This window comes from Pseudoalteromonas sp. AWH4_217 (assembly GCF_056161105.1).
Genome location: NZ_JBSWYM010000007.1, coordinates 91068 through 115863, shown reverse-complemented (window position 1 = coordinate 115863; position 24796 = coordinate 91068). Strand labels below are relative to the sequence as shown.

The following is a 24796-nucleotide window of genomic DNA, read 5'->3' as shown; positions in this document are numbered from 1 at the left end:
CCCTGTTTTTTATGAGCTTGCAAGTACTCGAAGTTACATCGAGATGGGCCCTTCAGACATAACTGAGAGCAGAAAAGGTGTATAACCCACGATGCCGATTAGCATAAGTAAGGTTAATGCACACAAAGTGATACTGACACCTAGTTTTACTGATGTCTTGTGGTTTGCCTGAGCATAAAAGTATAGCTGCGCTGCTAATAGCGGGATCAGAAAGCAGCCAAAAGTCCACATTGAGAAGAAGGGATCGCCAAATGCGGGGTTAAGGCCCAATGTGGTGCCTGTGATCAGGTAACTGAATACACCCACTCTAAGAAACCATTGTGCATTTGAAACCAGAAACAAACAGATGGCCCACTTTCTGTGACTTGCCATGTCTTTCTTTATCGCACTGTGAACTGTTAAATAGGCGAACCCCAGGATCAACGACCCATTAATACTGGTGCCTATGTCGCCCAATTGGATAGGGCTTGTGTCTCTGAACCACACCAGATAATAACCTGAGAGGGCCAGCAAGATGACGGTAAACAGATAAACGTAACCATTGATTCTGTGGAAAACTGGGAAGCGGCTGCGCATTTTGGGAATAAGTTGAAATACGCCCCCAAACGCGACAATGCCTGCACCGATTGCGTGGGCAGCAAAAGCCAGGTTACCCGCAAAGTCTCCCGCATGATAGGGGGTCGCCCCCATTACCTCCCAGCGATTCCAGATCTCCATATTGTCATTGATCACTGAAAATCCGTAAAACTTGATGATGTAATAAAAGAAAAACCATTGCCCAAGCAGCACGGATAGAAACCAGAATATCACACTGCAACTGAGTGCGTTCCTGGCGGTCTGTAATGACAGAGGCTGGCGCGACTTTATTGTGGTTGTTTTTTTAATCGCTTCTGCTGGAGAAGCATTTTCGAGTGTTTTGTCCATTTTGACGTCCCCTTAGCTGTGGATATGTTGGTAAGTTTGCTGAAAGGGGAATGTTCTGTCGTTCGAATGGGCCTTTTAGAACCTAATTTATAAGACAGGGTACAAGAAAGCAGGCGCTTAAAGCGATGCTCAGTCGACGAGAAGCCGGTTGGGAAAACAGCTTTAAAAGCAGGGGGACGGTATCAAAATTAAGAATTATAACTATATTAATCAAATGACTAGTGTTTTTCTATCGTGTTTTTACTGATAGCAGGTAGCCCTCATCTACCTGCTTTTACATCGTCTAAATAATTTGCTTGGTGAACGTCGCCCAGCGGTCAGTTAACCGGGTTTATAGTTATGAAACTGGCGTAGCTTGTTGCTGAGAGGGGGCTGATTTAACCCTTTTTCCGTTGAGCAAAACACCTATCAAAGTGTGTCTGACCAGTAGCTGGTAGCTCAGCAGACCGAGGGCCATGGTTGCAGACACGGCGACGAGTATTTTAAGCCAGGGCGACAAAGCGGTATTACTCAGTGGGAACTGGATATACATTAGCACAGGTACATGGATCAGGTAGATCCAGTAAGAGGCATCCGACAAATATTTGTTTAGCTGACTGAATCGGTTGAGCCATTTATAGCCTGCCAAAAAGGCCACACCAGTCCAGGCCACAATCGCAATCGACTGAGCGATGACAACATAGATATCTATCTGCTCAGGTGTTGTTACTCCTGTATTGGCCGCGCGAATTATGGCTTCCAATGAGGGAGAAGGTGGCATGAGATAAAAATAAGGCACTAATGACAGACACGCTATTATCAGCAAGGGACTAAAGTATCGGGCATACTGCTGCACCCGGATATAATGGTGGTAAAGTCCGCCACCGACCAGGAAGAGAACGCCGTAAAAACCATAGGACCAAAGCTCTGGGTAGAGTTTATCGGGAGCCGGGAATGGCACCAGCTGCTGATATAGTGCGACCGTAAGCAAAATGGGTAAAGCCACAAGCAGAAAAGCCGGGCGGACAACCACTGCCAATATCGACTGATACAGACTGGCGTGTTTTTGCAACAGCCAAAATAGTAAACAGAACTGGGTCAGATTCCATAAAAACCATAAATGCATAGTCGAGATAATAGGCTCTTTCACAGACTGAAAAACCGTAAACAGGGCTGGTTTTTCGTGAGTAATTTCAGCTCCCCAGCCAAGTGCGTGGAACAGCACCAGCATGGTCAGAGGAAAAAACACCACAAATGGCAGCAATAAGCGCTTAAGGCGATTAATAATAAAGCCATTGCCACCGCGTTTACTGATAAGCAGGGCTGCACAAAACCCGGCGATGACAAAAAACAGCGGCATTCTGAATAAGTGGGACCAGATAGCAAAGTAGTCAAAAGCAACGTGGTTGGTCGGATCGGCGGTAAACCAGATATTTGAAAAGTAAGGGCCATAGGCCAGCGCAGCATGAAACACGACACCCAGTAACAAAGCCAGACTACGCAGGTTGTCTATATAATGAAAACGAGGAGAAGATTGCATAACGTTTGTCCTTAAAAACTGCAACTTTGCACAGATTATCACCAAATGTCTTGAGAGAACAACTATATAGGAACAGTGTGTGGTTGAGAGTTTTGTTATGGACTGGAGAAGTAAAAGTGGCTGTTTGATTTGTGTGAGTGGTGTTGTTTTTTTATTTTTGCAGTGTTAGTTTTGTGTGTGTTGATTTCTAACAAGAAATTGACAGGCTTATCCATCTGTGAGTAATTCTTCGGATGGTTAGATATAAACACAAAACAACAATGATTAGTGTAGAAAGGAATGACCATGAAATTAAAAATCAAAAAAAATAGCATCAAAAACCTGTCTAAAACTAAAGACCAGCTAAATCAAGAACAAACTGCGCAAATCGCGGGCGGCTATTTAAGTCAGGCCTGGTATGGTAGTTGTGGCCCGTTTTCTTGTATCCGAAAATAATACTTAGCTCCGTCTAAGTGAATTGGCTCATTTACCCGCATTAGATGAGCCATCTTGCAAAAAAGGGCTGCATTTTGTGTTTTCTGTGGCTTCCCGATATTTTGATTCTATTACCTTCCATTAATGAAAATCCGCTGCTTTACTATTCTTCCGGGTATGCGGCGCCTGTAAATATGCACTATCGTGATTAGTTCACAACATTCTTTGTAGTATTGCTCGTCCACCAAGCTGATGCTTTATCACAGCCAAAATATGTAAAGTGATCATGAACAGCAATAAAATATTGCTGATCACATGTAGTCGGGCAAATACGTCCTGCAGGCTCGTGGTGCTGAGCAAAGGCGGCACAGTAAACAGGCCAAACACGCAGAACGAGTGCCGCATCATTAATACACCGGAGCACATCACAATAGTCGTGAGTAAGTAAATGAACTTATGTGCTGCACAGGCAAGCTTTGCCTGATGTTGATTGAGTTGTTCGAGCTGGGTCGGTGGTGTGCAGGTAATTCTATGTGCCAGACGCCAGAGGAATAGCGGAAAATAGACGAAGGTCAAAGAGACATTGAAGGTACTGAGTGTTTTCTTGATTATGTTGTCCACTTCAAATAAAGCCATGTAAAAACCAGAAAGCATTGCCCACAGGATCACGGCGGCTGAGATCCAGTGAAGTGCACGTGCCGTGCGGTCAAACTTATCTGTAGAAGTTGTGTAGGTCATTTTAGCAGTCCTTTTTTTACTCACGCTACGCTGTGGAGAGTTAAAACACGGTTAAAACTCCGATGCACTGAACCTGGTACCATGGCGGTTGAACCGGGCAGTGTGTCTGTGTGGCCATTCCATCATCCGTAAACCAGTCTGAGTCGGCATATTCACCCATTTCGTACTAAAGTTTAGAAGGTCACTGCGCGAAATTGAGATGTCTGAATATGAAAAAAAATAAAGTACTAAGTGTTATCGGATCAATGCCTTGCATTATCCTCGATGCGAACAAAGCCGTGTGCCAGGTTGCTGTAAAAGTAGCAGGTGGCGTCGCATGACTGGCTATTTTATACAGGCTTTTATTTATCTGGCAGCCGCCGTCATTATGGTGCCGCTGGCAAAAAAACTGGGACTGGGCTCGGTACTTGGCTACCTCATTGCCGGGGTGATTATTGGTCCTTTGTCCGGGATGGTAGGCGAAGAAACCATAACAATTCAGCATTTTGCTGAGTTTGGGGTGGTTATGATGTTGTTTCTGGTCGGACTGGAGCTGCACCCTCAGATGCTTTGGCAAATGCGTCACCGATTATTAGGCCTGGGCGGGTTACAGGTCACCGGTAGCGCCGCTCTTTTGGCGCTCATTGCTTGGTTACAGGGCCAGCCTGTGAGCGTCGCAGTGGCAATCGGCTTGGTATTCTCTTTGTCGTCTACTGCAATTGTACTGCAAACCTTTAATGAAAAAGGCCTGACAAAGACAGAAGGCGGGCACAATGCCTTTTCAGTGTTGCTGATGCAAGATATTGCCGTGATCCCCATACTGGCATTTATTCCGGTTCTGGCACTGCCCGAGTTGGTCAGTGCTGCACAGACGATGCAAACCACGGCGCAGCACCATGAATCACTGAGCTTAGTGGCTGGGTTGCCAACCTGGGCCTATGCCGGTGCGATTTTTGCCAGCATCGCAGGGGTTGTCGTGATAGGGCATTACCTGAGTCGCCCCTTGTTTCATTATGTTGCTAACTCAGGGCTACGGGAGATCTTTGTTGCAACCGCCTTGTTGCTTGTCATTGGTATTGCCGCTTTGATGAGCCTGGTGGGGTTATCCCCGGCTTTAGGCACCTTTCTGGCGGGTGTGGTACTGGCCAACAGTGAATTTCGTCATGAGCTGGAATCAAATATTGAGCCCTTCAAGGGCTTATTGCTGGGGCTGTTTTTCATTACAGTTGGGGCAGGTATTAACTTTGCCATACTGTCTGAGCATCTGCTCCTAATCATCACACTCACACTAACGGTGATGCTGGTCAAAGCTGGCGTACTGTGGGCGCTGGCAATGCTGTTCAAAATTCGCAACAGTGATCGCTGGTTATTTGCTCTGAGTTTGTCTCAGGCTGGCGAGTTTGGTTTTGTACTTTTGAGTTATGCATTGCAAAACCATGTTATTCCGGCCGCGACTGTGAGCTTGCTACAACTCGTTGTGGCCTTATCCATGTTTCTGACACCTATGCTGTTTATTCTCTACGACAAAGTCATATTACCGCGCTATCAGCAGACCACTAATCCTCAGGCATATGATGATATCCAGGAGCAGGGTCAGGTGATTATTGCGGGGATTGGTCGATTTGGTCAGATTGTAAACCGATTACTGATCGCCAATGGCGTACACACAGTGGTCATGGATCTCGATGTGAATCAGGTTGAGTCAATGCGTCGGATACAGGTCAAAGCCTACTTTGGAGATGCGACACGGCCTGAGCTATTGCACACAGCCGGTATTGAACAGGCCGCGTTACTGGTTGTTGCCATTGATGATCGGGAAAGTGCCAGAGCACTGGTGCATGCAGTTAAGCAAAACCACCCAGGCGTAATCGTACTGGCCAGGGCGTTCGACAGGGGTCATCACTATGAATTGAAACACGCCGGTGCCGATGTGATTGTCAGTGAGACGTATCATTCAGCATTAGACTTGGGGGCTAGCGCACTGACTTGCCTTGGTTTTGAACCTGCACTTGCCGAGCAGAAAAAACAGGCTTTCTGGGAAACCGAAAAAGCAGCATCGGAGCAACTGTATGATACCTGGCAACATGGCAGTGAAGGGCAGCAGTACGACCACGATTATCGTAAGCTCTTTATCCAGACTGAAGAGGCCATCAAACAAGCGATGCAATCCGACATCGCCGATGAACAGGGGCATGGAGGTAAAGGGCGCTGAGTAGGATCTACAGCACCAATACTGGCGCAGACAATGGCAGAGCTGATATGCTACGCGCTTTTAGCGACAACTGAGTAAAAAACATGATTGACGACAAAGAACTGATCAGCACGCTGGATGAACTGGAGGCCTTTTTGAGGTTGGTGGAAAGTGGCGGTCTGGGCCTGAATAATGCCGCAGGTGTTGCACTGGCGACCAATAATAGCAATGGTCGACCGTTTGTAGCAGTACTGGATGACAATCATCAGCTGATCCTCGGCCGCTGGGTCACTCAGGACGTGTTTGACAATGGTAAAGACCTAGTACGTCAGGGGCCGAAAAAAAGCCACTAAAATTCCACCGCTCAGATGTATCGGGTCGCTTTGATTTGTTTGTGACGAACTCAATACGGGTAAATTTGAGTATAGTTTTATTCGCGACTACCAACCGAGCAGCCGCTAAGATAAGCGGCTCTCATCCAGATGGAAAAATGCGACCTGATCGGTCAGTACTCGTGCCTGGTTTTCCATGGTTTTACCCGACTTTGACGTGGTTTCCACCAAAGAGACATTTTGTTGGGTAATGCCATCCATTTGCGCAATGGTTGAACATACTGCGGCGATACCGGATGCCTGCTCCTTACTGGCATCGTCAATGTTGGCGACCATGTCGCTGACCTGTGCAATCGACTCCGTCAACTCATCGAAAGTTGTACCAGACTCGTAAACCAGTTTGCTGCCTTCGCTCACAGCATCGACGCTGTTTTTGATGAGTGTTTTTATCTCTTTGGCTGCGCTGGCACTGCGTTGTGCCAGGTTACGCACTTCACTGGCCACGACAGCAAACCCTCTGCCTGCCTCACCCGCTCTGGCAGCTTCAACGGATGCATTCAGTGCCAGCAGGTTGGTTTGAAAGGCAATTTCATCAATCACGCCAACGATATCGGAGATTTTTCGGCTGTAGTCTTCGATATTGCCGACAGCACTGATGGCATCCTCAATGGTGTGCTTACCACTAACCGCTTTTTCACGGACAACCGTTGCCCGTTCAGAAGCTGTGGTTGCGCTGATCGCATTGTTTTTCACGGTTGCGGTAAGTTGTTCCATAGTGGCCGCTGTTTGCTCCAGACTGGCTGCCTGACTTTCAACACGGCTATTGAGCTCTTCATTATTGCTGGCGATTTGTCTGGCGATGTCAAACACTTGTGCAGCACCGTTGTTAATTGTCTGCACCAGCTCACTGAGTTTATCAAACAGTCCATTCATCGCCTTGGTAAGGACAGAGAAATCCTCTCCCAGTTCTGCCGTGATACGATGGGTTAAATCGCCTTGCTCAAGCGCAAAAATAGCATCTTTGATATGCTGTACGGCTTGCTTTTGCGCCGTGATATCTGTGGCATATTTAACGACTTTGACCGGGCGACCATGCTGGTCCAGTATGGGGTTATAGGTTGCCTGTATCCAGACCTCAGTCCCATCTTTGGCAATTCGCATGTACTGTCCTGAGTCAAATTCACCACGGTTGAGCTGCGCCCAGAACCTTTGATACTCGTCACTTTGCGCCTGTTCCGCGGTGGCAAACATACGGTGATGCTGGCCTTTTACCTCGTCGAGTGTATACCCCATGGTGGCCAAAAACAGGTCATTGGCCCAGACAATAGTGCCGTCCATTTCAAACTCAATCACCGCCTGAGATTTATGAATAGCCTTTACTTGTCCCTCCAGATCTGCCGCTATCTGTTTCTGACGCGTGATATCCATGGCGTATTTAACGACTTTTAGGGGGTTACCTTCATCATCACGGATGAGATTGTAAGTTGCGCTGATCCAGATTGGTTTGGCATGTTTACCAAGTCGAAAAAACTCACCAGACTGAAAATGGCCGTTTTTAAGGTCAGCCCAAAACTGCTGATACTCTTCGCTTTGCGCATATCCGGACTCAACAAACAGTCGGTGGTGTTGCCCGATGACCTCCTCTTTTTGGTAACCCATCGCTTCTAGAAAGTTGTCATTGGCGTCTAAAATGGTGCCATCTAACTCGAATTGGATCACCGCCTGGGAGCGGTTTATGGCATCTATCTGACCCTGTGCTTCAAAAGCCCTGAGTTTGTCTGCGGTGATGTCAGAGGCGAACTTCATGATCTTCCAGAGCCGGCCATTTTCATCGTAGAGAGGGGTATAGTGTGCCTGGATCCAGACGGGATCGCCGCGCTTATTGATTCTCTTAAATTCTCCAGACTGCAGTTCGCCCCGTCCCAACGCCTGCCAAAAAGCGGTGTACTCGTCACTGACAGCATCTGCCGCAGTGACAAACATCCGATGGTGCTGCCCCTGGATCTCCGTCAGCTGATAGCCCATGACATCGAGAAAGTTCTGGTTTGCGGTCACTATGGTGCCATCCAGGGTGAACTCAATAACCGCCTGTGCATCGCGGATCCCGTCAATCTGGCTGGTCAGGTTGATCAGGGTTTGGCGCTGCTTTGAAATATCGCTGGCATACAGCAGGATTTTCGATATTTGTTGCCGGCTGTTTGCCACGGGAACGAGCTTAGCATGTAACCAGGTGAACGTTTGTTCATCAATTTGCCAGTTAAGGTCACATTCAACAGACTCGCCCGCACAAAGTGCTTCCCAGTGGGTTTCATCAAGCGGCTTGTTGACCACAAACTGCTGATAATGCTCATTGAGCAAATGCTGTTTTGGGGTTCCCACCAGGTTTGAAAAATGGTTATTGGCATTGAGCATGGTGCCCCGCAGGTCCAGCTCTGCCAAGGCTTGTGCGTCTGACAGCGCCTGAGTGATTAACGCGCTGTCCATCAAAGGCTGATACTGTGCAGTAACGTCCTGAAGCACAGCAAAGGACTGTGTACTATCTGCCAAACAAAATTGCACTGAGACGGTGTACAGAGACCCTTCGGTATTATGCATGCTACAAATCAGGGCTGTATGTTGTTCAGGGCTTCGCAGTGCATCACAAAGCGCCTGATACTCGCTTTGATGATTGCACAAGGCCGACAGCGTTTTGGGGACCGCGCTGTTTGCTAAGGCCAGCATCGCCCTGAAAGCCTGACTGGAAGCGAGTATATTGCCCTGCTGGTCGAGTTTTAGCCAAGGTAATGTTTGCGGTAAGGTGACTTGTGGTTCGGAAGTTTTTGTTTTAGCAAAGCCAAAGAGCGCCATATCACATCCCAGTATGTTGTCATTTATCTATAAACACTATAGACAAGGAATAACAGGGCACCAAAGTTTGACATATTAGATTCTGTTTTTATGGGGCTGGCATTTGGTATGCAGCCCCAGCACATGAGTCTCAGGTATCGCTTTCGTTGACCAGAATAACCTTACGATGCGGGAAGGGGATCTCGATGTTGGCCTTATCGAGTGCTTTTTTCACCTGTTCAGGCACGGAATAGAGCACATCAAAGTAATGTGCACCTTGGCAAAATGGCCTGACCAAAAAGTCGACAGAGCTATTGTTGAGTGACTCCACTTCAACAAAAGGTGCAGGCTCCGATAAAATATGAGGATGAGCCTGCAATACGGATTGGATCACGGCTCTGGCATCATCAATACTCTCACTGTACGCAATGCCAAACCGCATATCAACACCACGAATACTGTGATGGGAATGATTAACAATTTTGCTGCCCCATATATGACTGTTCGGGATCACTATCTGCTGGTTATCAAAGGTCTGCAATATCGTAGTAAACATATCAATTTCAGTCACTTTACCAAACTGGCCTGCGGTGTCGATAAAGTCATTGACCTTGTAGGGGCGGAAAATGAGCAGCATGACGCCCGCTGCGAGGTTGGATAAAGTGCCTTGCAGTGCCAGTCCCACCGCAAGCCCGGCGGCACCGAGCAATGCAATGATCGACGCGGTTTGCACGCCGAAACGGTTAAGCACTGCGATGCCGACAAAGGCCAGCACAGTGTATTTGGCGACACTACCAAAGAATTTAAATAACGTGTCATCCAGCTTATCGTAGCGATTCGCAACAGACACCACGGCTTTATAAGCCTTGCCCGCCAGCCAGATGCCAATGATCAGAATGAACAATGCCAGTACTAAGTTAGTCGCCCAGTCAACGGCCACAGGTAAATATTGATTGATATCGATTTGTTCTAGAAAGCTGTCCATAGACCAACCTCGGTATTAGAGTTTAATGAATCGCCTTTGTGCGCTTAAAAACTAGTTGCTAACCCGAGATTGTTCAACCTGAATGGGATTAGATTGCAAAGGAGGAGAGGATTTGCAGCAGCAGGGAGAGTGTGCATTCCCTCCTGCTGCGCAGCACTATACCAGCCCCATAGTCACGCCAGCCAGTATAAAAGTGATCACCAGCCAGACAATATGCAGCTTCAGTTGTTTTAACAGGTAAAAACCCACCAGGACAAGGGCTATGTCTTGTGCTGACTGCACTGCACTGGTAAAGACTGGCTGATAGAGGGCTGCCACCAACAGGCCAACCACGGCGGCATTGACGCCGCTCAGTGCGCCTGCAATGGCGGGGCGTGAGGACAGTAGTTGCCAGTTTTTGAGCACCCCCAGCAATAACAAAAAGCCAGGCAGAAACACGGCCAAAGTTGCCAGTAGTGCACCTGTGATTGGGTTTGCTGGCATGAGTGTATAGCCGAGGTAAGTTGCAAATGTGAACATCGGGCCGGGAACAGCCTGAGCTGCCCCATAGCCGGTTAAAAATGCATCCTGACTGAGGCCGTCGCCAAGGATATTTTGCAGTAGTGGCAGCACCACATGACCACCCCCAAACACCAGGCTGCCAGCCTGATAAAAGTCATTAAACAGGGCAACAGACGGGTTCATATGGGCAACAAAAGGCAGGCCTAAGAATAAGCCGGCAAATATAGCCAAAGGCAGCCAGTTAGCCTTAAAAGGTGAACCGGGACGTGTCGTCTGGGTGTTCCCTTTCAGGTAAAGCATACCAACCAGAGCCGCCAGGATCAGTACACCCATTTGAGTCATAATTCCCGGCAGCAGCAACAGGGCTATTGCCGTGATCAAACACAGGCTGACTGTGAGCGTGCTTTTGCAAAAGTTTTTATACATTCCCCAGGCGGCATCAGCAACGACCACAATGGCAAGCAGTTTCAGACCATGCACCAGGTTCTGAAACACATCCGTGTCAGTGACATGGCTGGCCATCAGGGCAAGGAGCACCATGATCATGACCGACGGTAAAGTGAAACCAAAGAAGGCCGCACAGGCGCCTCCCAGACCACCGCGTTTGTAGCCAAGCGCAAAGCCGACCTGACTTGAGCCCGGGCCGGGTAAGAACTGGCTCAACGCTACCAGCTGAGCATAGTCAGCATCATCCAGCCACTTGAGTTTCTCCACAAAGGTTTGGCGAAAATAACCAATGTGGGCAGCCGGGCCACCAAAGCTTATCCAGCCGAGTAAAAAGAAGGTTTTAAAAATAGTGAACATAGTAGCGTGTGCTCTGTTATCAGGACTGACGATAGAGTAAAAAATGACGTAGAATGATTCAAATTAATAGTTTTGATTCAGACTATGAACTATATAGGATTGAGAGTATGAGCTTCAATGATGTGCCATGGCGCCAGATAGATCTCAATTTACTGGTCGCATTTGCCTATTTATATCGTTGTCGCAGTGTCAGTCAGGCGGCCGAGCAAAGTTGTGTCAGTCAGTCGGCAATGAGCCACAGCCTGGCAAGACTAAGGCGCTTGTTTGACGACGAGCTGTTTGAGCGCAAAGGACATGTCATGGAGCCCACCGAATATGCCCATCAGATCGCCCCTGCTCTGGAGCAGCTGCTGGATACTTTGTCCGAGACGTTGCTCAATAAAGCTCAGTTTGTGCCGCAAAAGTATGACGGGGTTTGCCGCATCGGCCTGACTGATTATGCTGAACTCAACTTTGCGCCTGTGATTTACGATCGCATTCGTGCAGAGGCGCCTGAAGCGCAGATCAGTTTTGTTAACGTCAATCGCAGCAACTACATTACCCTGACCGAGAAAGAGAAGTTGGATCTGGTTATTGGCAGCATTACCGAACCAGACGAGTCTTTTGACAGTCTTATCTTGTACACAGAGCGTCATGTCTGTCTGGCAGACCCTGTACAGTTTGCAACACAAATACCTCTGGATCTGGCGGCCTTCGCTGAGACTGAGCATGCCCTGGTCAGTCCGGATGGGCGTTTAACCACTCAGGTGGACCAGTTGCTGGCCAGAGCGGGATTAACCCGCCGGGTAACTGTGGCGAGTCGTAATTTTCTGACGATACAACGCTTGCTCAGACAGCGCCGCCTGGTTGCCATTGTGCCATTAAAAATGGCGCAACTGGCATGTGAAGATGCAGGCCTGAGGTACTTTGATCCACCATTGCCAGTGCCGGACTTCGACATTGCTATGTTGTGGCTGAAGAAACGTCAGCTGGATGACAAAAGTGTATGGCTCAGAGGATTAATAGGAAATGCGCTGGCAGAGCCGACTGTGGTTGATGATACAGAAAAGTGAGCGGGCTGTGGCTAGTAGCAAATAACTAAGGTGGCTATGGCGCGAGTCCATAGCCTGGTCGGCTACCGGCCGTTGCACTCATTGGTAGGGCAATCTTCCGTGTAGGAATCATCACATTCACCCGTCCCACTGGTGTTTTGGCACTGATCTACAATGGAGAAATGACCTCCTGCAATCTGGCGAGTGGCGGCTTTGTTGAGATGCGTGCTGTCCAGCGTCAGTGACTTCAGAGGTTTTTTTTGTAAAGTGAGTATCATCTTAATTTCCTTGATTAGTCTATTCGTGTGTAAGGGCTAGATGCCACCGCAGTGATTGGGGCAGGCTTGCCCTCCGGACATATTGGAGGGGCCAAACCCACCAAATACTTGTGGTGTGAGTTGCAGTTTTAATGCCTGCTCTTGCGCAGATAATGTCTTCAACTTTTTCTTAACCAGACTTATTTTCATTTTATTTTCCTTATAATGTTCAACTGTACCTTATATCGGTTTAACCCTAACACAGTTAGAATGAATCGGGCAACTATAGCGTATATTCGCCGATATCCAGATATTAAAGGTCTATGCTGATGGGAGCCGATGAGGCTCCATCGGCACGACACGCCTCCAGCAAATGTTCACTGAAAACCCCTGCTGCAACGACTATCTCTGTAGTTTTATTTTGGATCTCCTTCAGGCGTTCGGCAAAGTGTTGCATGCGCTGTGTTGAGACTGATGGCCTTACTGTACAACTGCGAATAATCGCCAGGCTTATTTCATTGATGGCACTGGCTTGTGCCAGAGTTGTCTGCAGTCCATGCAACGTCGGGGTTTTGGCAAGCAGAGGCGCTAATAAACGGTAATCAGTATGCCAGGCTTTAAGCGTGGCGGTAATGTGCTGCAACGCGTTGCTATCGCCTTGTCTGAACTGTGCCAGTTTTTGATAGAGCATTAGCATGGTTTGATTCTCTACTGGCAGGAAGTCCACCAGCTGATCCAGGGGGGCATTTTGATGATACAGCCCCTGCTGATATTTTATGTGATGGCGGGTATAGTAGCTGGCAGGCTCCAGCTGTTCGGCAAAACGTGTCAGCACTGCCAGGTCTGCATCACTGGACTGTGAGCTGAGCAGTGATTGCAGACCCCGGCGAAACTGCTTGTCATGATGCAAGCCAATGGCATCGGCAAAAGTATACAGTGCATGAAGGCGCTGATACATGGCAGCTTCATGACTCACTTTTCGCTCTGACCAGAGACGCTCAGCGATTGTAAACAGGCGCGGCCAGCTGCGTATATCGAGGTTTTGCTCCGTCACCAACTCACTCCACAGCGTCGCCTCGCCGCCTAAAATATTGCTTTTCGCCTCTGCGTTCATGGCACTCAGGAAGGGCATATTTACAAAGTCAGCATGAGAAAAATGTGCAGCCAACTTACCTGTCACCGGATAGACTGCGTTACCAATGAGGATCCGCCCTGAAATACCTGCCGTTTTATCGAGTGTCAGCTCGGCGCGGGTCGGCCCCATCCAACTGTCAATAGTGGCATTGAGTCGCGACAGACCTGCATCGGGTGATATCAAGTGGTTATCGAGCCGGGCTTGCTTAAACGGCCTGTCATTCAGTTGTATGTAGGCATGGCGGACCGATTGTTGTTGTGTCACCAGTACCAGTTTGCCCCTGACTGCACTGCCTTTGAGCCTTGGCATGGTAAAGTCCCAGGCCTGAATCGCGTCCTGAGTGTTTACCGGGTGTGGTTGGTGCAGATCAGTATCGAACGGTTCATTACGATAGTGGTAGCTGGCAGGCTGTGGCTGGTCGATATAAAAGCCGGCTGACAACAACGCAGGGTATCCCTGAGCCGCAATTTGGCTGAGGCTGGCTTTACCGCGCCAGGATTGAACCATTACATCTTTATCCAGCGCGGGATGAAATATCTCGTCCCAGCCCATCATTTTTTTGTTGTGACTACGCAAGATGGCCTGTACTTTGTGGTTAAAATGAGCCTGAAGATCGGCATTCGTATTAAGCTTATGCTGATGCATATATGACTGCACACGCTCACTGTTCTGCCAATGTTTTGGATCTACTTCATCGCCCCCAATATGCAAATAAGGATCAGGAAAGAGCTCGGCCAGTTCAGCGACAATGGCGTTAATAAAGGTATAGACCTCGGGTTTACTGGGGTCCAGCAATGGCTCAAACACGCCCCATCCATCTTCCATCTGATAGGGGTTCACTTCTGTCATCAGCTCGGGATAGGCAACCGCAATTGCAGAGGCATGCCCGGGCACGTCAAATTCAGGGACCACCCGGATCCCAAGGTTGCTGGCGTATTCAACAACCTGCCGGATTTCGGCCCGGGTATAATACTGACCGTCTGACGCAAGCTGGTGTAGCCTGGGATACGCTTTGGATACGAAGCGCCAGCCCTGATCATCCGTCAGGTGCCAGTGAAAGACATTGAGCTTAGCTGCGGCCATACCACGCAACTGACGCTTAATTGCCGGAACCGAAATAAAATGGCGGACGCTGTCGAGCAGCAGTCCACGCCAGGGAAATCGGGGGCTATCTTCTATATGCAGAAGCGCCAGTTCGCGACTGTCGCGGGCAAAATAGAGTAGCTGACTGAGAGTGGCCAGCGCATGCAAGGCACCAAAATCACTCGGCGCGCTAATCGTTATGCCAGTTTGGGTGATACTGAGTTGATAGTGTTCATTCTGCCCGAGTTGTGGATGCTGGTGAGAGGCACCTTGTGGAGTCTGTACAGTCACAACTAAGGGCAATGAGGGCTCGGAGGCGGCAGCCGACACCTGATAGCCAAACTCAATGAATTGCTCTCGATAGTAAGCCTGAATAAATGCGCTGCGCTGAGCTGACAGACCATTTAGCGACAGTATTAACGGCCGGTCTAATGTAAGTGTTTGTGCCGACTGCACGAGTGAGGTGGGCGCAGGCATCAAAATTGGCGTGTGGTTATGCGCCTGAACCTGCCCAGTAGTAAGCATCATTAAGCAAATAAACACGCTATAAAGCAAAGCCTTAAGATGAGTCATCATAGTGATCATGTCCCTGAAAACATCGAGCAAAAAGAGGTCTATAAAATCGTGTTTATGGGAACAGTGCAAATGAGAGATTTTCAATCAGTCAGGTAGTGTTGCCTAAGCGTTGTAATCCTGCGTACTGTTTTCAGCGCAAATCCGGATTAGTACCATTAAAGCGATTAACAAAGCCAGCTCAGGACTTTTGCAATGCCCAGACCTTAAGTGTTAACTGGCCATTGCCGAATTCAAAGAGCCTGCACAAAAGCGGGAGCTGATTAACATGTCAAACAGCGGGGCGATCGAAAACCAGGATTATGACAGTAAAACTAATGTGTTAAAAGAAACGACTCGCTACCCATGCCCATTCCCAGAGTAGGGTCGGGGTACCTCTCTTGAGATCACTGGTTAGCCTGTTTAATAAACAGTGAGCCTCAGCCGGTATGACCACCGGCTGAGACCATGATTAGAGTTCATTAAAGACTTTGGCTCGCAGTGCTTCGCGAAACGCGTTAACCATATTGTGCTTGTCTTGTTCTGTTTGGCGGTTAAATACGCGGTTGTAGAATATGCTGATGCTGACGTCTTCTTTCGGGTAGTAATAGCTTCTTGATATATAGCCATTGTTGTAACCGCCATGCGTATAAGCCACTTTACCTGACAAAGACGAAAAAGTGCTTTCTTCTGTTTTGCGCACAATCCCGGCACCGTACTCCCTGGTTGCATCCATGGTGTTCAGGTTTTCGAGCATTTGCATTTTAATCGCCGCGTTAAACGGTGCCTGGGTTTTACCAAAGGCGCTGAAAAACAAGCTAAGATCTTTTGGTGTGCTCACCATTCCCCCATCTGCAGCTCGATACCCCAGCTTGATGTGGCGGTAGCTAGTGAGGCCGTCCTCTTCCATTTCATAGCCATGTACCAGTTCGCCAACCACAGCTTCCCTCTGATAGTAATAGGTTTCGGTCATCCCCAGTGGCTCCAGGATCTGCTGGCGAATCGCAATAGCAAGGTCGTAGCCCAGTAAGTCATCCAATATTATCCCCAGCAACAGGTAGTTTGTGTTGGAGTAGTCGAAACGACTATCGACTTCAAACTGTGCTGGTTCATCATAAATATAGCTCAACATTTCAGTGACTTGCCAATCATGATTGGGCTCTGCTTTGATTTTATGCCAGAACTGCGGAACACTCAGATAGTCCTTCAGGCCGCTAGTATGACGCAGCAGATGACGGACCCGGATGGTACTGGTATTAGGCAAACGAGCGTTAATCTCTTCGGGCAGGTAAGTGTTGATTGGGCTGTCAAGGTCGAGCTGGCCTTGCTGGGCCATGAGGTGTGCCAGCGTCGAGACAAAGCTCTTAGTATTACTGGCAATACGGAACAGATGCGCCGGTTTGAGTGGTTCATTGGTGTCTTTATTGGCCAGGCCACTGGTGTAGGTTGAAGACCACCCAGGTGTATCTATATAAACCGATACGCCAGTTAATCCTGCGTCAACGACCTGATCAAGCAGGCTTTGATAATCAGCATGGATATCAAACTGAATAGGCTGACTGGAATCACTGAGCGTGACGGGCATATCAGCCGACTTAGGCTTTGAGGAATGGGTCACGTTATTATCACTGCCGCAGCCACTGAGCATCAGACAGGCGGTACAAACCATCATTGAAGGAACTTTCATAGCTTTGCCTCTTGTTGTTTTATTCCGGTTATATCAGCCACTTTGCAGGCGAGTGTCCTGATCGATAAGGAAACACAAGTATAAGGTTCAGAAGAGGCGAAGATATCAATTTAAGGTATTGAATTTAAAAGTTAACTTATTTCCATTGGCTATGATTGAAGTGGAAGAGTCAACGCTTGATTTAGCGCTGACCCTGAGCTGGCAGGTGGAAGACGCTCACAATTACAGGCGCTTTATTTCTATCATACCTATGTAGTCACCTGACTGGGCATGCACCCCTTGTGAAAAATCGCTGTCACTGGGGTCGCTGGTAAGTAACATTATCGGCTCCGCGGGGCTGGTGGCCTGGTTCGCTGAACTAAACCGCGGTCCGCTGTCGCTGCCTGCATCATACACCTTAAGCTGAATGGTCTGACTGTCAATCCACTGATTGTCTGTGAACAAAGGGAAGCTTTCTAGGCCTATAAACCAGTCCGGACTCGGGGCGACCATGGAAACGACGCTCAACAGAGGGAATTGCTGACTGGCTTCAAAGGTAAATGTGACGCTTTTGGCACTGCCTGAGACGCCTGATTCATCAATGAGATAATTTGAATGTCCTGCGTTCTGAATGGTACTGATTTCGTCTTTTAGTGCGGTCTTAGATCCTGTTTCAGCCATGCTGACCATACCGGCAGAGGCCGTGGTGTTAGGTTTAAAGATAAACCCGTCTTGATTATGGGTGAGTCCGACCAAAGGAGAAAAGTGCGAATTACCCGGGAAGTTGGTGGGAAAATTGTCGGACTCCCAGGTCCGGGTAAATGTGAGTTGATAAGTCACGGTTTCTGCAGCCTGATCACCATTATTGGCATCTGTGCTGTCGTTGCCACTGGTGTCTGAGTCTGAGCTTGTATCCGTATTATTTTGCGTATTTGTGCTGGTCGTATCACTGGCCTCTGTGTTTACCGTGTTACTGGTGCTGGTTGGTTCTCCACCACTCCCTCCACCACAAGCACTCAGAGTAAATAATACCAGTGCGCAAAAAGGTATACTTGCTATGTTCATATTGGCCTCGTGTTAGTGAGTCAGAATGTCGACAAGAAGACCCGACAACCGGCAAGGTTATTTCACTTTTTGTACAATAAATGTACTTTTAATTTTGCGGCAGGTTATTAAAGACGCCAGTGGTGTATGCGTCCAGTATCTTTAGTTTGTACCTACATGAGAGATCCTCAACTGTTTTTCTACAACGAGTATGTAACACTCTTAAGGCATTTCGTTATTCAAGGAACCTATATGAAATCTCTAATTTTAACGGCACTTTTGAGTGGCACAGCCATGGCTAATCCTTTATTGGGCAGCTGGGAATTCGTCGAAGGACAGTATGCAACAGAATCGGGTATCGTCTCTGCCAAGGCGCCCGAGCTAACCTCTGTTAAATTGATCACACCCACGCACCATAGCTACATCACCCAAAGCCAGGGGAAATTCAAATACGCGGGTGGAGGAACCTATGTACTCAAAGGTAACCAATTTATTGAGACCTACGAGTATGGCAATGTCAGTACTCTGTTGGGCAGAGAGATGGCCTTTACTTATAAGGTTGAAGGAGAGCTGTGGCACCATGAATTGTATGAAAATGGCAAGTTTGTGGAGCGGGAGATTTGGAAGAAAATAAAATAGCTTGGCTATTTCGTCAATGTGCGGACACTTCATATGGCATATCTAATTTGTTGTGTTATTTGCAATTATAGGTGTCCCCCCTAGACTAACAGTAAGGTCAGTGTGGTACCGGGGGCGTCATGAAACTTTTTGCATGTATGGGGGTGGTGATCTGGCTGTCCATAATATCACCCGTCAAAGCGGCAACAGTACAGGTCGTCACCGAATATTTATACCCGTACCAAATCAAAAATGAAGATGGCAGTTTAGGTGGATTTATGACTGAAGTCGTTCACGCGCTGTGCCAGCAGGCCGGTGATATACCCGATATTAGCGTGATGCCCTGGGCGCGTGCCTACCAGACAGCCGTGACGACAAAAAATACACTGATCTATTCGATAGTTCACACCGAAGCCAGAAGTCCCTATTTTCACTGGATTGGTGAAGTCAAAACGGATCCTATCTATTTATGGGGTCTGGCTCGACGCTTTCCCGCGCAATCTGACTCGCTGCTGTTACTTAAAAATCATCGGGTGGCGGTTCTGAGAGGCTCTAATGTTGCTCAGTATCTGGCAAAACGTCAGTTTTCTCATCTTAAACCACTCAGTTATGAAGATCAGCTGCTGCGGATGTTGGAAAAAGACCGCCTTGACCTGGTGGTCGGGACTGAACAAACCATCTGGCAACGGGCGAACAAGGCTGGTATGGATTTCAATACCCTGGCCAAAGTTGCGGAGCTGACAGAGCTCAATACAAACCTCAGTATTGCCTTCAACATTGCCTCTGACCCTGAGCTGGTTGCCCGCTACCGTGATGCGTTTTCGACCATCAGCAGTAACGGCAAGTTAGCGGGGATACAGCAAAAATGGTTTGACTATATTCAGGTTGCAAAACACTAAGCCAGACCCGGTATAGTCCCGGGTCTGGCTGCGCTATTTACTATAGAATTTTACTTACTAGAGAGTGTCACCCAAAGACACAGGTGCTGAGGTTTGTGCTTTGATGGCATCGAGGACACCGACCAGCGTTGCATGCTGACTATCCGGGTGTGCACGAAGACTGATACTGGTAAGTTCGCCTTGCGCACCAAGACGGGCAATATTGATACTGACAGTATCTATATCGATTTTTCTGTTGTTTAGATAAATCTGGTTTTTTGCGTCAATCGTAAAGACGGGTGTCAGGCTCGGCACAATTGAGGTTACGGCCTGATCGGTTCGATTGATTGGCAGGGCAGTTTCCCGCATAAAACTTGCGGTAACGATAAAGAAGATCAGTAGAATAAAGACAATATCCAACATGGGGTTCATGTCTACGGTTACGTCAGAAGCGCCAGAATGATGTGCAGATTTAGTCATAATGTTAGGTCCTTTTTTGTTATTTCCTTTTCAGCGTAGACCCTATATGTTAGTTTAGGTTTAATGTACCGTTAATGTTTACAAACTTTTACTTTAGCCTGAGTTTGACGCTGTGTACGCGCATATATCAATTAAACATCACCGATTTTGGGGCTAAGGACTCAATTTGCATTTATATCGTCATTTAGTACTAAAGTTTAACGGTTATGGGTCGATTACGATTATAATGTAAGCCATTGTTGTTAGTTTAAGCGTTTGGCTTAAGCGACAAGTTAAGACATCTATAAGGAAAATAGCATGAAAGTGAACACGCACAGTGGCGGGCCTGCAGCGCAACTTGATCTGCAAAGCAAGGTGGCCTCTTCAGGTAACCTTAAAGACGCAAAACAGCCCGTTTCCAGCTCACCCGGCTCAGCACAAAGCACACTTGCCAAAGATGTATATCACGGCGCACAAGCGCCATCACCGGCACTCGTTTATGATCGGCCTCTGACTATCACCTCATCGGAAAACCAAGAAACACCAGAGCAATACAGTGAGCGAATGGATGCTGCAACTGGACTATTGTTTGCTGTTTCGATCCCTAAAATTGCAGAGGATATGAGTGCTGAGTTTGCCAAAGTGACTAAGGAAATTGAGCAACTATCTCCGGGGCTGAGTGACAAAGGCTGGGGCTTTTCCGTCAATGAAGACGGGGCACTGGTGGTCAGCGGTGATGACCTGACAGACAGTGAAAAGCAACTGCTCGAAGAGAAGCTGAATGAAAACGAAGAGCTCGTGGCTTTGGCAAAAACCTTTCAGGATACAATGATGGAAGGGATTGAGTTGCTTAAAGGCCCCAATGAAAGTGGGGACTACTGGGCCAAATACGATATTAATCGCAGCAACTTTGCCGACATTATCGACTTTAAAGCACTGATGGAAGAAAGTAGCCAGAGTGACGCGCAAGTTAAACTGGGTGATGCGAGACTTAACCAGTTTACACTTGTAGATAGTATTGGTGGTCAGTTGCAGCGTAATGCCAGACAGCTATAACTGCTTTTGATACGGAACAGGCCAGCAGACTGGCCTGTTTTGATGTTGGATTAATTACGAGTGCTCGATACTAAATCCTGATCACACAAGTGACCAATGTAGACATATGGGTGCTGAGTACCACCGATGCCAATGACTTTCTCTTCATAAGAATCGATTTCAATCCGCCATGCACCGACCAGGAAGTCTGTGCGCCAGGTATTTCTGTAGCCCATGCTGTATGACGAGTGCTCTACGGTGTAATCACTAAAGCAACGGCCTAAGTTAACACCACCAGATGCTTTACCATTTGCATCAGATGTTACGACAAAATCTTCATATGGGTTTCTGACGTCATCAATTGAGTCAAAATCTCGGATCAGCTTAAACGTGGCTTCAGCGCCTTCGACAGGGTGGCCTTTGGAGTCATTCAACGTGACTGTCCAGTTAAGATCCCGGTATGCCTGAGTGGTCAGGTAGGGGGCTTTAAATGCTGAATATGGGATCCGCTCTACCCCATGTTCGCCACTGACCGAGTCATGGGAAAACGACGCGACCACTGAGCCCAATACGAGAGTATATTGATTAGCCGGGTTATTTTGTAGATTTGGGTTGCCACTCACCCGAACTACAACACTTTGGTTTTCCTGCAGCTGAGAAATAGTCTCGGCTTTGTTTACGGCGACGGGTTGCCAGTTACCACCATTGTATATTTCCAGTACAAACTCATCCGTTTTCGCTTCGTCCTCGAGTTTTACAATGAGGTCCTGGCCCCGCACGGCGGTGAAGGCGAAATAGTCGTAGTCGAATACGTTGTCTATGTTTCCTTTCACACGGTTTTGTTTGTCGGGCAACATGGTGACAGTCGCAATTGAGTCATTCGCTTCAAAGTCGTCAAGCTGAGCCTGAGTAGATGATATGGCGCCAAACTTGATATCGGAGCTATCCGTTGCTATCACATCCATCAGCCAATAGTAATGACCAGGCTCCGTCAGAGCGGCGGCCAACTCATCGGCATTCGCTGCATTGGCAGAATTGGCCATCAGGGTAAAGGTATTGTCCGGGTTGTGACGCACTATGCTGAGATTAATATTGGTGTCGGCTGACTGACCGAATAGAAACGCTGTCGTTTTACCAGGCTCTGTGACTTCAAAGTGAAAACAAGGTTTCTGTCCTACCGTCATACCGCCGAAAGGGTAAACGGTGTTGAGTGACAAAGTCTGACACATGGGGGTGATGGTACTGGCTGCAGGGGTATCTGCCTGGGCCGCACGTATAACCGAGTTAAATAAGTGTGTTTTGGGTGTCATGTCCAGTGTTGACGACTGAGCTGTGACTTTGGCTCCTGTGCTAAGGTGATACAATGCATCTGTGGGTAATTGTGATGCAAGAGCTAGGGTAGGCATGCATGCTAAAACACTCAATGTTTGCATTAATTTCATAATCAAATATTTCCTTTTTGTTTTTTATGTCGTTCATCGACGGTTCCAAAAGTGGAACCTTTTGCATTATGCATATCCCTATTTTAAATACAATATAATGAGTTTAATTGTTTGATTTAAGACAAAAATAGTAATTGATCAGTCTCTAAAGTGGTCGATAACATGCTCAGAGGATTGCGGGGAAAGCAGCCAGTGCAAAGCGCACCGGCTGTATCAGGTAATTTTAGCGTTTCTTCTTTTTGCCCTGCACGGCTTTGAAGCGCGGGTTATCTTTGCAGATCACATACACGCGACCGCGGCGTTTGACGACCTGACAACCCGGGCGGGATTTGGCACTTTTTAATGAACTGAGTACTTTCATGGTGATTATCCCTTTTTGCCAGCAAGATTCTTAAAGCGGCGATTGAATTGTGCAACCCGACCATCGCTGGCAACCAGTTTCTGCTTACCGGTATAGAAAGGGTGAGATTCACTGGAAACGTCAATAGGTACATACGGATAAGTCACGCCGTCTACTTCTACTGTGCGATCGGTTTTAATCGTGGAACCAACGATAAAATACTTGTCTACCGAGGTATCGTGAAAGGCAACTAAGTGGTAATCAGGATGGATATCTGGCTTCATTTTCTTCTCCAACAATTCAGTGCGTGTGTTATATCATAACAAAACATAAATGGGAATGGTAAATGAAAGTAATTCGCAATTGTATCTCCGGGTGGGGAAGAATTGGTTTATACCAATTTGCTTAATCAAGTGTTCTATTTTGAGGCGAGAAAATAGGCTCGATAACAAGGCGAAAATTTTGCTATTTAGTTGTTCTAAATGAGAAATTTTTAACGCCGTTAGCGCCCTATTTGCTCCTTCAAATTGAACAGGTATTAAGTGAAATTGGTATTAGGTGTGGCTACTTGAGATGGCATTTGAACATGTCATCTCAAGTAGCTAAGTGCAGGTCAGGGCAAGGCGTTAACGGGTAAGTTTACGGGCTCTGAAATTGCGTCCTTTCATTTTTCCGTCGCTGATGACCTTAACAGCCTGATTGGCGTACTTACGCTCCACGGCAACATATGAGGACATAGCTGTGACCTTTATCTTACCTATTTGATCGCCACGCAATACCTGGTTAGCGGTCAGTGCACCCAGGATATCACCCGGACGCAGTTTGGCTTTTTTGCCGCCATCAATTTGTATGGTTACCATAGGGGCACGTTTAACTTGATTCGCAAGCACCTGCTCGCCAGGCACAGGAGTCGGTTCAATCTCCAGGCTGAGGTAATCTTCCAGCATATTCACTTTATGGGACTCTTTATAGCTCATCAGTGAACAGGCGACGCCGGTTTTGCCAGCCCGGCCGGTACGTCCGATTCGGTGGACATGTACCTCGGGATCATGGGCTATATGATAGTTGATAACCATATCAACATGGTCAACATCGATACCCCGTGCCGCCACATCGGTTGCAACCAGGATGGTTAAACTGCGATTCGCAAAGCGTACCAGCGTTTTATCACGATCTTTCTGATCCAGGTCGCCATGCAGGGCCGCGCTGTCAACGCCATAGCTCTGCAACATATCACTGACATCCTGACACTGTGCTTTGGTATTACAAAACACCACCGCTGCCTCGGGCTGAAACTGACACAGTAGCTTATGAAGTGCAGCATCCCTCGCTTCATTGTCGGCCACTTCATAGAAGTGCTGCTCTATGGTGCTGTGATCATGCTGTGCAACAACTTCCACTTTAACCGGGTCGCGCATAATATGACCCACCAGTTGCTCAATTTTGGCCGGGTAGGTGGCGCTGAATAACAGGTTCTGACGCTGGGGTGGGCAGTGTGACACGATACAGTCCAGCGCTTCTTCAAAGCCCATTTCCAGCATACGATCTGCTTCGTCCAGGACAAAGGTATTGACCTCATCCAATGACAGACGCCCCTTACGCAGGTGCTCCTCAAGGCGACCAGGTGTTCCAACCACGATATGGGCACCATGCTCCAGCGAGCCAATTTGTGGCCCCATGGGAGCGCCGCCGCACAAGGTCAGTACTTTGATATTATGGATGGCACGTGCCAGCTTTCTAATCTCTACGGCAACCTGATCTGCCAGCTCGCGGGTAGGGCAAACCACCAGGGCTTGCACCCTAAAGCGTTTTACTCTCAGGTTGCTAAGCAAACCAAGGGCAAATGCCGCGGTTTTACCAGAACCGGTTTTTCCCTGACCTATGACATCTTTGCCGGCCAGGATCTGTGGCAAGGTCTGGGCCTGAATTTCTGTCATGGTGTGATAGCCAAGCGAGGTCAGGTTATCTAACAAAGACGGTGATAGATTGATACTGGAAAAGGGCGTAGAGGTACTCATAGCGGGCTTCTTTTTAATTGAAAGA

At 47.9% G+C, this 24796-nt stretch carries 23 protein-coding genes; 7 read left to right on the top strand and 16 right to left on the bottom strand.

Annotation, left to right across the window (positions count from 1 at the left end):
• Nucleotides 1-33: 33 nt before the first annotated feature.
• Nucleotides 34-924 carry a DUF2306 domain-containing protein gene (locus ACXAH1_RS10340; RefSeq protein ID WP_475196514.1) on the bottom strand — a complete coding sequence of 297 codons (891 nt, stop codon included), beginning with the start codon at nt 922-924 and terminating at the stop codon, nt 34-36.
• Nucleotides 925-1261: 337 nt separating this feature from the next.
• Entirely contained in the window at nt 1262-2443 is a 1182-nt protein-coding gene (locus ACXAH1_RS10335; RefSeq protein WP_475196513.1) for an acyltransferase family protein, read from the bottom strand.
• A 285-nt stretch (nt 2444-2728) separates the two neighbouring features.
• Between ACXAH1_RS10335 and ACXAH1_RS10330 the strand changes: the two genes are divergently transcribed.
• Nucleotides 2729-2878 (top strand): hypothetical protein, encoded by a 150-nt coding sequence (locus ACXAH1_RS10330; protein WP_475196511.1) that lies wholly within the window; start codon nt 2729-2731, stop codon nt 2876-2878.
• Nucleotides 2879-3070: 192 nt separating this feature from the next.
• Here the strand turns inward: ACXAH1_RS10330 and ACXAH1_RS10325 are convergent, their stop codons facing one another.
• Nucleotides 3071-3595, bottom strand: coding sequence for a cytochrome b (locus ACXAH1_RS10325; protein WP_475196510.1), 525 nt, complete (start codon nt 3593-3595; stop codon nt 3071-3073).
• 316 nt (nt 3596-3911) lie between these two features.
• On the opposite strand from ACXAH1_RS10325, the gene ACXAH1_RS10320 reads away from it, so the two are divergent.
• Nucleotides 3912-5786: a monovalent cation:proton antiporter-2 (CPA2) family protein gene (locus tag ACXAH1_RS10320; protein WP_475196508.1), complete on the top strand. Its 1875-nt coding sequence runs from the start codon at nt 3912-3914 to the stop codon at nt 5784-5786.
• A gap of 83 nt (nt 5787-5869) precedes the next feature.
• Nucleotides 5870-6118 carry a hypothetical protein gene (locus tag ACXAH1_RS10315; protein ID WP_138553245.1) on the top strand — a complete coding sequence of 83 codons (249 nt, stop codon included), beginning with the start codon at nt 5870-5872 and terminating at the stop codon, nt 6116-6118.
• Nucleotides 6119-6223: 105 nt separating this feature from the next.
• On the opposite strand, the gene ACXAH1_RS10310 is transcribed toward ACXAH1_RS10315, so the two are convergent.
• The 3 genes from ACXAH1_RS10310 to chrA form a co-directional block, all read right to left on the bottom strand.
• Complete coding sequence (locus tag ACXAH1_RS10310) at nt 6224-8944, bottom strand: PAS domain S-box protein (protein ID WP_475196504.1); 2721 nt, start codon at nt 8942-8944, stop codon at nt 6224-6226.
• Between the two features lie 130 nt (nt 8945-9074).
• Entirely contained in the window at nt 9075-9908 is an 834-nt protein-coding gene (locus ACXAH1_RS10305; protein WP_475196503.1) for a mechanosensitive ion channel family protein, read from the bottom strand.
• 156 nt (nt 9909-10064) lie between these two features.
• Nucleotides 10065-11213, bottom strand: a complete 1149-nt coding sequence (chrA, locus tag ACXAH1_RS10300; protein ID WP_475196502.1) for a chromate efflux transporter — start codon at nt 11211-11213, stop codon at nt 10065-10067.
• Nucleotides 11214-11320: 107 nt separating this feature from the next.
• On the opposite strand from chrA, the gene ACXAH1_RS10295 reads away from it, so the two are divergent.
• Entirely contained in the window at nt 11321-12265 is a 945-nt protein-coding gene (locus tag ACXAH1_RS10295; protein WP_475196500.1) for a LysR family transcriptional regulator, read from the top strand.
• Nucleotides 12266-12327: 62 nt separating this feature from the next.
• Here ACXAH1_RS10295 and ACXAH1_RS10290 read toward each other — a convergent pair whose 3' ends face one another.
• The 5 genes from ACXAH1_RS10290 to ACXAH1_RS10270 form a co-directional block, all read right to left on the bottom strand.
• On the bottom strand, nt 12328-12522 hold the full coding sequence (locus ACXAH1_RS10290; RefSeq protein WP_253047670.1) for a hypothetical protein: 195 nt from the start codon (nt 12520-12522) through the stop codon (nt 12328-12330).
• 36 nt (nt 12523-12558) lie between these two features.
• Nucleotides 12559-12711, bottom strand: a complete 153-nt coding sequence (locus ACXAH1_RS10285; protein ID WP_253047668.1) for a hypothetical protein — start codon at nt 12709-12711, stop codon at nt 12559-12561.
• Nucleotides 12712-12814: 103 nt separating this feature from the next.
• Nucleotides 12815-15295 (bottom strand): beta-N-acetylhexosaminidase, encoded by a 2481-nt coding sequence (locus tag ACXAH1_RS10280; RefSeq protein WP_475196498.1) that lies wholly within the window; start codon nt 15293-15295, stop codon nt 12815-12817.
• Between the two features lie 448 nt (nt 15296-15743).
• The gene (locus tag ACXAH1_RS10275) at nt 15744-16958 is read right to left on the bottom strand and encodes a serine hydrolase domain-containing protein (protein ID WP_475196497.1); all 1215 of its coding nucleotides are present in this window, start codon (nt 16956-16958) and stop codon (nt 15744-15746) included.
• A 222-nt stretch (nt 16959-17180) separates the two neighbouring features.
• Nucleotides 17181-18002: a spondin domain-containing protein gene (locus tag ACXAH1_RS10270; RefSeq protein WP_475196495.1), complete on the bottom strand. Its 822-nt coding sequence runs from the start codon at nt 18000-18002 to the stop codon at nt 17181-17183.
• 231 nt (nt 18003-18233) lie between these two features.
• On the opposite strand from ACXAH1_RS10270, the gene ACXAH1_RS10265 reads away from it, so the two are divergent.
• Together ACXAH1_RS10265 and ACXAH1_RS10260 are read left to right on the top strand one after the other, a co-directional pair.
• Entirely contained in the window at nt 18234-18620 is a 387-nt protein-coding gene (locus ACXAH1_RS10265) for a hypothetical protein (RefSeq protein ID WP_138553253.1), read from the top strand.
• A gap of 119 nt (nt 18621-18739) precedes the next feature.
• On the top strand, nt 18740-19498 hold the full coding sequence (locus tag ACXAH1_RS10260; protein WP_475196492.1) for a substrate-binding periplasmic protein: 759 nt from the start codon (nt 18740-18742) through the stop codon (nt 19496-19498).
• Nucleotides 19499-19555: 57 nt separating this feature from the next.
• Here ACXAH1_RS10260 and ACXAH1_RS10255 read toward each other — a convergent pair whose 3' ends face one another.
• Nucleotides 19556-19957 (bottom strand): ExbD/TolR family protein, encoded by a 402-nt coding sequence (locus tag ACXAH1_RS10255; protein WP_138553255.1) that lies wholly within the window; start codon nt 19955-19957, stop codon nt 19556-19558.
• Between the two features lie 297 nt (nt 19958-20254).
• Here ACXAH1_RS10255 and ACXAH1_RS10250 point away from each other — a divergent pair, with 297 nt between their 5' ends.
• On the top strand, nt 20255-20992 hold the full coding sequence (locus ACXAH1_RS10250; protein ID WP_475196490.1) for a hypothetical protein: 738 nt from the start codon (nt 20255-20257) through the stop codon (nt 20990-20992).
• A gap of 50 nt (nt 20993-21042) precedes the next feature.
• Here the strand turns inward: ACXAH1_RS10250 and ACXAH1_RS10245 are convergent, their stop codons facing one another.
• The 4 genes from ACXAH1_RS10245 to dbpA all read right to left on the bottom strand — a co-directional run bounded on the left by ACXAH1_RS10245 (nt 21043) and on the right by dbpA (nt 24771).
• Entirely contained in the window at nt 21043-22413 is a 1371-nt protein-coding gene (locus ACXAH1_RS10245; protein WP_253047644.1) for a hypothetical protein, read from the bottom strand.
• Nucleotides 22414-22636: 223 nt separating this feature from the next.
• Nucleotides 22637-22774, bottom strand: coding sequence for a type B 50S ribosomal protein L36 (ykgO, locus tag ACXAH1_RS10240; RefSeq protein WP_046003577.1), 138 nt, complete (start codon nt 22772-22774; stop codon nt 22637-22639).
• Nucleotides 22775-22779: 5 nt separating this feature from the next.
• Complete coding sequence (locus tag ACXAH1_RS10235; protein ID WP_010384175.1) at nt 22780-23037, bottom strand: type B 50S ribosomal protein L31; 258 nt, start codon at nt 23035-23037, stop codon at nt 22780-22782.
• Between the two features lie 342 nt (nt 23038-23379).
• On the bottom strand, nt 23380-24771 hold the full coding sequence (dbpA, locus tag ACXAH1_RS10230) for an ATP-dependent RNA helicase DbpA (RefSeq protein ID WP_475196487.1): 1392 nt from the start codon (nt 24769-24771) through the stop codon (nt 23380-23382).
• Nucleotides 24772-24796 lie beyond the last annotated feature (25 nt).

Excerpts from the sequence above, each read along its gene's own strand:
- ACXAH1_RS10270 (WP_475196495.1), bottom strand. The coding sequence starts at position 18,002 with ATGAACATAGCAAGTATACCTTTTTGCGCACTGGTATTATTTACTCTG.
- dbpA (WP_475196487.1), bottom strand. The coding sequence starts at position 24,771 with ATGAGTACCTCTACGCCCTTTTCCAGTATCAATCTATCACCGTCTTTG.
- ACXAH1_RS10275 (WP_475196497.1), bottom strand. The coding sequence starts at position 16,958 with ATGAAAGTTCCTTCAATGATGGTTTGTACCGCCTGTCTGATGCTCAGT.
- ACXAH1_RS10295 (WP_475196500.1), top strand. The coding sequence starts at position 11,321 with ATGAGCTTCAATGATGTGCCATGGCGCCAGATAGATCTCAATTTACTG.
- ACXAH1_RS10255 (WP_138553255.1), bottom strand. The coding sequence starts at position 19,957 with ATGACTAAATCTGCACATCATTCTGGCGCTTCTGACGTAACCGTAGAC.
- ACXAH1_RS10325 (WP_475196510.1), bottom strand. The coding sequence starts at position 3,595 with ATGACCTACACAACTTCTACAGATAAGTTTGACCGCACGGCACGTGCA.
- ACXAH1_RS10320 (WP_475196508.1), top strand. The coding sequence starts at position 3,912 with ATGACTGGCTATTTTATACAGGCTTTTATTTATCTGGCAGCCGCCGTC.
- ACXAH1_RS10305 (WP_475196503.1), bottom strand. The coding sequence starts at position 9,908 with ATGGACAGCTTTCTAGAACAAATCGATATCAATCAATATTTACCTGTG.
- ACXAH1_RS10245 (WP_253047644.1), bottom strand. The coding sequence starts at position 22,413 with ATGAAATTAATGCAAACATTGAGTGTTTTAGCATGCATGCCTACCCTA.
- ACXAH1_RS10260 (WP_475196492.1), top strand. The coding sequence starts at position 18,740 with ATGAAACTTTTTGCATGTATGGGGGTGGTGATCTGGCTGTCCATAATA.
- ykgO (WP_046003577.1), bottom strand. The coding sequence starts at position 22,774 with ATGAAAGTACTCAGTTCATTAAAAAGTGCCAAATCCCGCCCGGGTTGT.
- ACXAH1_RS10235 (WP_010384175.1), bottom strand. The coding sequence starts at position 23,037 with ATGAAGCCAGATATCCATCCTGATTACCACTTAGTTGCCTTTCACGAT.
- ACXAH1_RS10340 (WP_475196514.1), bottom strand. The coding sequence starts at position 924 with ATGGACAAAACACTCGAAAATGCTTCTCCAGCAGAAGCGATTAAAAAA.
- ACXAH1_RS10265 (WP_138553253.1), top strand. The coding sequence starts at position 18,234 with ATGAAATCTCTAATTTTAACGGCACTTTTGAGTGGCACAGCCATGGCT.
- ACXAH1_RS10330 (WP_475196511.1), top strand. The coding sequence starts at position 2,729 with ATGAAATTAAAAATCAAAAAAAATAGCATCAAAAACCTGTCTAAAACT.
- ACXAH1_RS10250 (WP_475196490.1), top strand. The coding sequence starts at position 20,255 with ATGAAAGTGAACACGCACAGTGGCGGGCCTGCAGCGCAACTTGATCTG.
- ACXAH1_RS10315 (WP_138553245.1), top strand. The coding sequence starts at position 5,870 with ATGATTGACGACAAAGAACTGATCAGCACGCTGGATGAACTGGAGGCC.
- ACXAH1_RS10280 (WP_475196498.1), bottom strand. The coding sequence starts at position 15,295 with ATGATGACTCATCTTAAGGCTTTGCTTTATAGCGTGTTTATTTGCTTA.
- chrA (WP_475196502.1), bottom strand. The coding sequence starts at position 11,213 with ATGTTCACTATTTTTAAAACCTTCTTTTTACTCGGCTGGATAAGCTTT.
- ACXAH1_RS10285 (WP_253047668.1), bottom strand. The coding sequence starts at position 12,711 with ATGAAAATAAGTCTGGTTAAGAAAAAGTTGAAGACATTATCTGCGCAA.
- ACXAH1_RS10290 (WP_253047670.1), bottom strand. The coding sequence starts at position 12,522 with ATGATACTCACTTTACAAAAAAAACCTCTGAAGTCACTGACGCTGGAC.
- ACXAH1_RS10335 (WP_475196513.1), bottom strand. The coding sequence starts at position 2,443 with ATGCAATCTTCTCCTCGTTTTCATTATATAGACAACCTGCGTAGTCTG.
- ACXAH1_RS10310 (WP_475196504.1), bottom strand. The coding sequence starts at position 8,944 with ATGGCGCTCTTTGGCTTTGCTAAAACAAAAACTTCCGAACCACAAGTC.